Consider the following 4,491-nt stretch of genomic DNA (forward strand, 5'->3'; position numbering starts at 1 on the left):
TTTTTTTATTAAATTTAAAGAATTATTATTCTGTAATCTATTATTACTATATATTATAGCACATTTACTAAATAATGTTTTAAAAGATGGTACGTTCTGAACGGAGGCAGAAGTAGCTAAAGCAGTATTCCTAGAAAATACTACAATTTTATAATTTTCTATAAACTGTTGCCAATATTTAAATTTGGTAAAATGTAAGAGGTTATCTTCTCCCATAATCCAAAACAACTGTGTTCCCGAAGAACTAAGCTTAGTTAAAGTCAGTAGGGTTAAGTAAGAATAGTGATGCGTAAAAGATTCTTCAAGCCCTAACACTTTAATCTTATAATAGTATTTAGTTAGAGTATTGCATTGAGCTAAACGGGTTTTAAGCGATTGTAAACTACTTTTACTCTTCAAAGGATTTAAAGGAGTTACCAACCATAAAACTAAGTCTAAATTTAAACGCTTAATTGCCTCACAAGAGATATTATAATGCCCGTTATGAGGGGGATTAAAGGAACCTCCTAAAATCCCTATTTTTAGGTTTTTTCCTAATCTGCTAAAAGTACTCTCAGCTAGGTAATTAAGGTTTCTTAATTGATTTAACATGTTGCTACCATTGTATTTTCTTACTTTAAATTGTACACTAAATAAAAGCACATATAGAAAAATTATAATTTTTCTTTTTGAGGGTTAGAAGAATAATGCAACAATATGATGATTTTTTTTTAAGACGCTATTCTCGTTTTAAAATACAAAAAGACAGTCCTTATTCTAGAAATAGAGGTTATAGAAATAAACGATACAGAATAAATAAGTTATACGATAGTGATTACTATCAGGATTATTATTCTCTACCACCCTGTTATTATTATGATTCTCTTACAAATGGCTCTGAGAGTTGTGCTTGTAGAGAAAATATGCAGAGACAACCATCTTATTGCTACAACGATTACTGCCCAAAAACACCGAAAAAATTTACTCCGATCAGAGAGTTGCTTAATAAATATGATACTAAATATAGAGATAGAAGACCTTCCCGTTATAAAAATAGATACAGAGGTTTATTGAATTATCAATGGGGCATGGGGAATAATTCTTCTTATCAAGAATATGCTAATAGAGAGAATAACGAGGAGAGATGGATTCTCCAGGCAATAGAAGATAGATTTTTAAGAAGAGTTGACCGTATTATAGGACGTTATGATGAGGATACTAATGAGCAAGATTATATAGAAGAGGATAGAAGATTAATAGATATGTACAAAGACAGGTATGCAAATACATATAATCAAGCTATGGAAGTAATTAGAAAAAGAATTAAAAATAGGTATCGTAAGTATGGTAAGTATGAATTCTCAGATGATTTTTAGAGAGATCATAAAATCTTCAAATAGGAGACCAGCTTAAAGATTTCTCTGTATTAGCAGTATTCTCATTTAAAAATTTCATAATATCTTTTAATAAAGTCTCTAAATTATTTTTAGATAATGCCGAAATACTATAGATTTCTTTACATTTTACTTTTTTACTAAAAGCATTAAGTTTCTTGGTTAATTCTACCTCTGAGATTAAATCTATTTTATTAAAAACTATAATTTGAGGCTTGTTGCTTAATTCAGTAGAGTATGCTTTTAATTCGGTTAAAATGGTTTGATAATTAGAGATAATATCTTTTTGAGAGATATCTATTAAATGTATTAAAAATTTACATCTTTTGATATGTCCTAAAAATCTTGTACCTAAGCCGATTCCTTCATGTGCACCTTGAATTAATCCAGGAATATCAGCAACGGTAAAACTATTGTTGCCAAATCTAACTACTCCTAATTGGGGAATGAGAGTAGTAAAAGCATAATCAGCAATTTTAGGTTTGGCATTGCTAAATGCAGTTAAAAGTGTAGATTTACCGGCATTAGGCAATCCTAATAACCCTATATCTGCTAAAAGTTGTAACTCTAACCAAACCCAGAGTTCTTCACCGCTAATTCCCGGCTGAAATTGTCTGGGAGTCCGATTAGTAGAAGTTTTATAAGAAGCATTCCCTCTTCCTCCTATACCACCCTTGGCAAGTAAAATTTTCTTTCCTACAATATTCATATCAGCTAAAATATGTGCTTTTTTATTATTCCAAATCAAAGTTCCTAAGGGAACCTTGATTATTATATCTTCAGAATTAGCTCCGGAGCGATTCTTACCCTTACCGTGTTCTCCTTTCTTAACTTTAAAGTGTTGTTTATATCTGAAATCTATAAGAGTATTGAGGGATGAGACGCATTCTATATATACATCTCCTCCTTTACCTCCATTGCCACCGTCAGGACCACCGAATTCTATAAATTTCTCACGTCTAAAAGAAACACAGCCGGCTCCACCGTCTCCGGATTTTATATATATTTTTGCAGAGTCTAAGAATTGCATTTTGTTTTTTCCTAAAGAAACAAAGAATCCAAAATTTAAATTAGTAAATCTTAAGTTAGTAGAACAGCTTTAGATATAAAAAGCAGATATATAATTATTTGGTAATAAATGAAAAATTATAGCTTCTAACGTAAGTAATCTATTAATAGATAAACTATTGTGAAACAGCTACATTGACAGTATGACGACCTTTTACATGAGCAAAATAAACCACACCGTTAATTCCGGCATGTAAAGTATGATCTCTACCCATAAAAACGTTTTTACCAGGATGAAACTTAGTTCCTCTTTGTCTAACTAAGATATTTCCAGTAGTTACAACTTCATTCCCAAATTTTTTTACACCTAACCGCCTGCCTGCAGAATCTCTTCCATTACGAGAACTACCACCAGCTTTCTTTTGAGCCATTCTTTTCCCCTATTAGTTAATATCAGTAATTTGGAGCTTAGTAATATATTGTCTATGCCCGTTTTTACGACGATAATTATGTCTGCGAATCTTTTTAAAGATAATAATCTTAGTATCTCTAGTTTGTTCTAGAACCTTAGCTTTTACCACAGCATTTTCCACAAAGGGAGTACCTAACTGAAGAGTTGCTCCTGCTCCTAAAGATAATACGTTTGAGATAGAAATTTCTTGCCCTACCTCAGCATCTAACTTGTTAATGGTTATAATATCATCTTTTTTTACCTTGTGTTGTATCCCACCTAAACTAATTACCGCAAACATTTTTATAACAAACCTTTTTATTTACATAATAATACATGAATATAAAATAATTTCCTAGTTTTGTCAATTTAAATTAGTAAAGTTCTGATTAGTCTTTAGAATGTTTAATAAAAATATTTTATATTTTTATATTTTATGGTATACTACCTACTAAGTAGTAGGTGCTTTGATATAATAAGCTCTTATTATTTATATGTTAGGAAAGGAGTAAGGTAATGATGTTTAATCAAGAAAAATTTTTAGAAGAGTTAAAATCTTTAGTAAGTATAGACTGTGGAACTTATAATCCTGAAGGAGTTAATGAAGTTGCTACTTATTTAACCAATAGATTAAAAGGTATGGGTTTTTTCGTAAAGACAACTGATGTGGGAAAAGAAGTTGGTCATTTAGTAATTGCAACGAATAAGAAAAATCCCTCATATTATGATGCACTACTTATTGGGCATATGGATACAGTATACACAAAAGGAATAGTTGCAAATCATCCTTTTCAATTTGATGTATCGCAAAGTAAAGTTTACGGACCAGGGGTTGCAGATATGAAAGCTGGGGTTTTAGGTATTATTTATGCGATTGAAACCCTACCTAAAGAACGCTTAGATGCATTGTCATTATGTATAATTTTTAATCCTGATGAAGAAATTAGTTCTATTTATTCTCGTAATATAATAGCAGAACATGCTAAAAAAGCTAAATGTGCTTTAGTGAACGAATCTCCTGATCAAGAAGGGGTAGTAGTTAATGCAAGAAAAGGTATAGCTAAATATACTGCAGTTTTTACCGGCATTGCTGCTCATGCCTCAAAACCTCATAAAGGAGCCTCTGCTATTCTAGAAATGGCGAATTTTGTTCAAAAATTAGAAAAATTTAATAATTCGGATAAACAAACTACTACTAATACTGGGGTGATTTCCGGAGGAACTGTAATTAATGTAGTGCCGGATAAAGTAGAAGCTAAATTTGAGATTCGTTTTTTAGATATTAAAGATTATGAAGATATGCATAAAGAAATTAAGCATTTTAGTACTATGCCTAAGAATTCTAACATAGAGATCAATATTCAGCAAATTTCCTTTACGCCGCCTATGCGGAATAATAAAGAACAAAAGTGGTTAGAAGATTTAGTACTAGACTCGGCCATCAGTGTCAAAAGGGAAGCTAAATTGCATGTAAGTGCAGGCGGATCTGATGGGAATCATATTTCATCCCACGGAACACCTGTAATGGACGGTATAGGACCTTTTGGCACTTACCTACATAATGCTACTAAAGAGGTTTTATTTTTTAATACAGTACAACCTAGTATAAATTTTTTAAAAACTATTTTATTAAATTTAAAAACAGCATAATTATTATCT

At 31.0% G+C, this 4,491-nt stretch carries 5 protein-coding genes and 1 pseudogene; 2 read left to right on the plus strand and 4 right to left on the minus strand.

From position 1 onward, the window contains the following. A pseudogene (locus ACQCX0_RS00170) lies at positions 1 to 591 on the minus strand (nucleotidyl transferase family protein); the annotation flags it as partial. Between the two features lie 95 nt (positions 592 to 686). Here ACQCX0_RS00170 and ACQCX0_RS00175 point away from each other — a divergent pair. Then, a complete protein-coding gene (locus ACQCX0_RS00175) occupies positions 687 to 1,355 on the plus strand; it encodes a hypothetical protein (protein ID WP_462562013.1) in 669 nt (222 codons plus the stop codon). A 16-nt stretch (positions 1,356 to 1,371) separates the two neighbouring features. Here ACQCX0_RS00175 and obgE read toward each other — a convergent pair whose 3' ends face one another. The 3 genes from obgE to rplU all read right to left on the minus strand — a co-directional run bounded on the left by obgE (position 1,372) and on the right by rplU (position 3,133). Beyond that, positions 1,372 to 2,403: a GTPase ObgE gene (obgE, locus tag ACQCX0_RS00180; RefSeq protein WP_462562015.1), complete on the minus strand. Its 1,032-nt coding sequence runs from the start codon at positions 2,401 to 2,403 to the stop codon at positions 1,372 to 1,374. Positions 2,404 to 2,557: 154 nt separating this feature from the next. Next, complete coding sequence (rpmA, locus tag ACQCX0_RS00185; RefSeq protein WP_462562016.1) at positions 2,558 to 2,812, minus strand: 50S ribosomal protein L27; 255 nt, start codon at positions 2,810 to 2,812, stop codon at positions 2,558 to 2,560. Positions 2,813 to 2,824: 12 nt separating this feature from the next. After that, positions 2,825 to 3,133, minus strand: a complete 309-nt coding sequence (gene rplU, locus ACQCX0_RS00190) for a 50S ribosomal protein L21 (RefSeq protein WP_462562017.1) — start codon at positions 3,131 to 3,133, stop codon at positions 2,825 to 2,827. Positions 3,134 to 3,348: 215 nt separating this feature from the next. On the opposite strand from rplU, the gene ACQCX0_RS00195 reads away from it, so the two are divergent. After that, positions 3,349 to 4,482, plus strand: coding sequence for a M20/M25/M40 family metallo-hydrolase (locus ACQCX0_RS00195; protein WP_462562018.1), 1,134 nt, complete (start codon positions 3,349 to 3,351; stop codon positions 4,480 to 4,482). Positions 4,483 to 4,491: the final 9 nt, after the last annotated feature.

The sequence above is a fragment of the Candidatus Hepatincolaceae symbiont of Strigamia maritima genome (genome assembly GCF_055505085.1).

Bases quoted from the DNA above. Each gene is read 5' to 3' on its own strand.
- ACQCX0_RS00175 (WP_462562013.1), top strand. From the start codon at position 687: ATGCAACAATATGATGATTTTTTTTTAAGACGCTATTCTCGTTTTAAA.
- obgE (WP_462562015.1), bottom strand. From the start codon at position 2,403: ATGCAATTCTTAGACTCTGCAAAAATATATATAAAATCCGGAGACGGT.
- rpmA (WP_462562016.1), bottom strand. From the start codon at position 2,812: ATGGCTCAAAAGAAAGCTGGTGGTAGTTCTCGTAATGGAAGAGATTCT.
- rplU (WP_462562017.1), bottom strand. From the start codon at position 3,133: ATGTTTGCGGTAATTAGTTTAGGTGGGATACAACACAAGGTAAAAAAA.
- ACQCX0_RS00195 (WP_462562018.1), top strand. From the start codon at position 3,349: ATGATGTTTAATCAAGAAAAATTTTTAGAAGAGTTAAAATCTTTAGTA.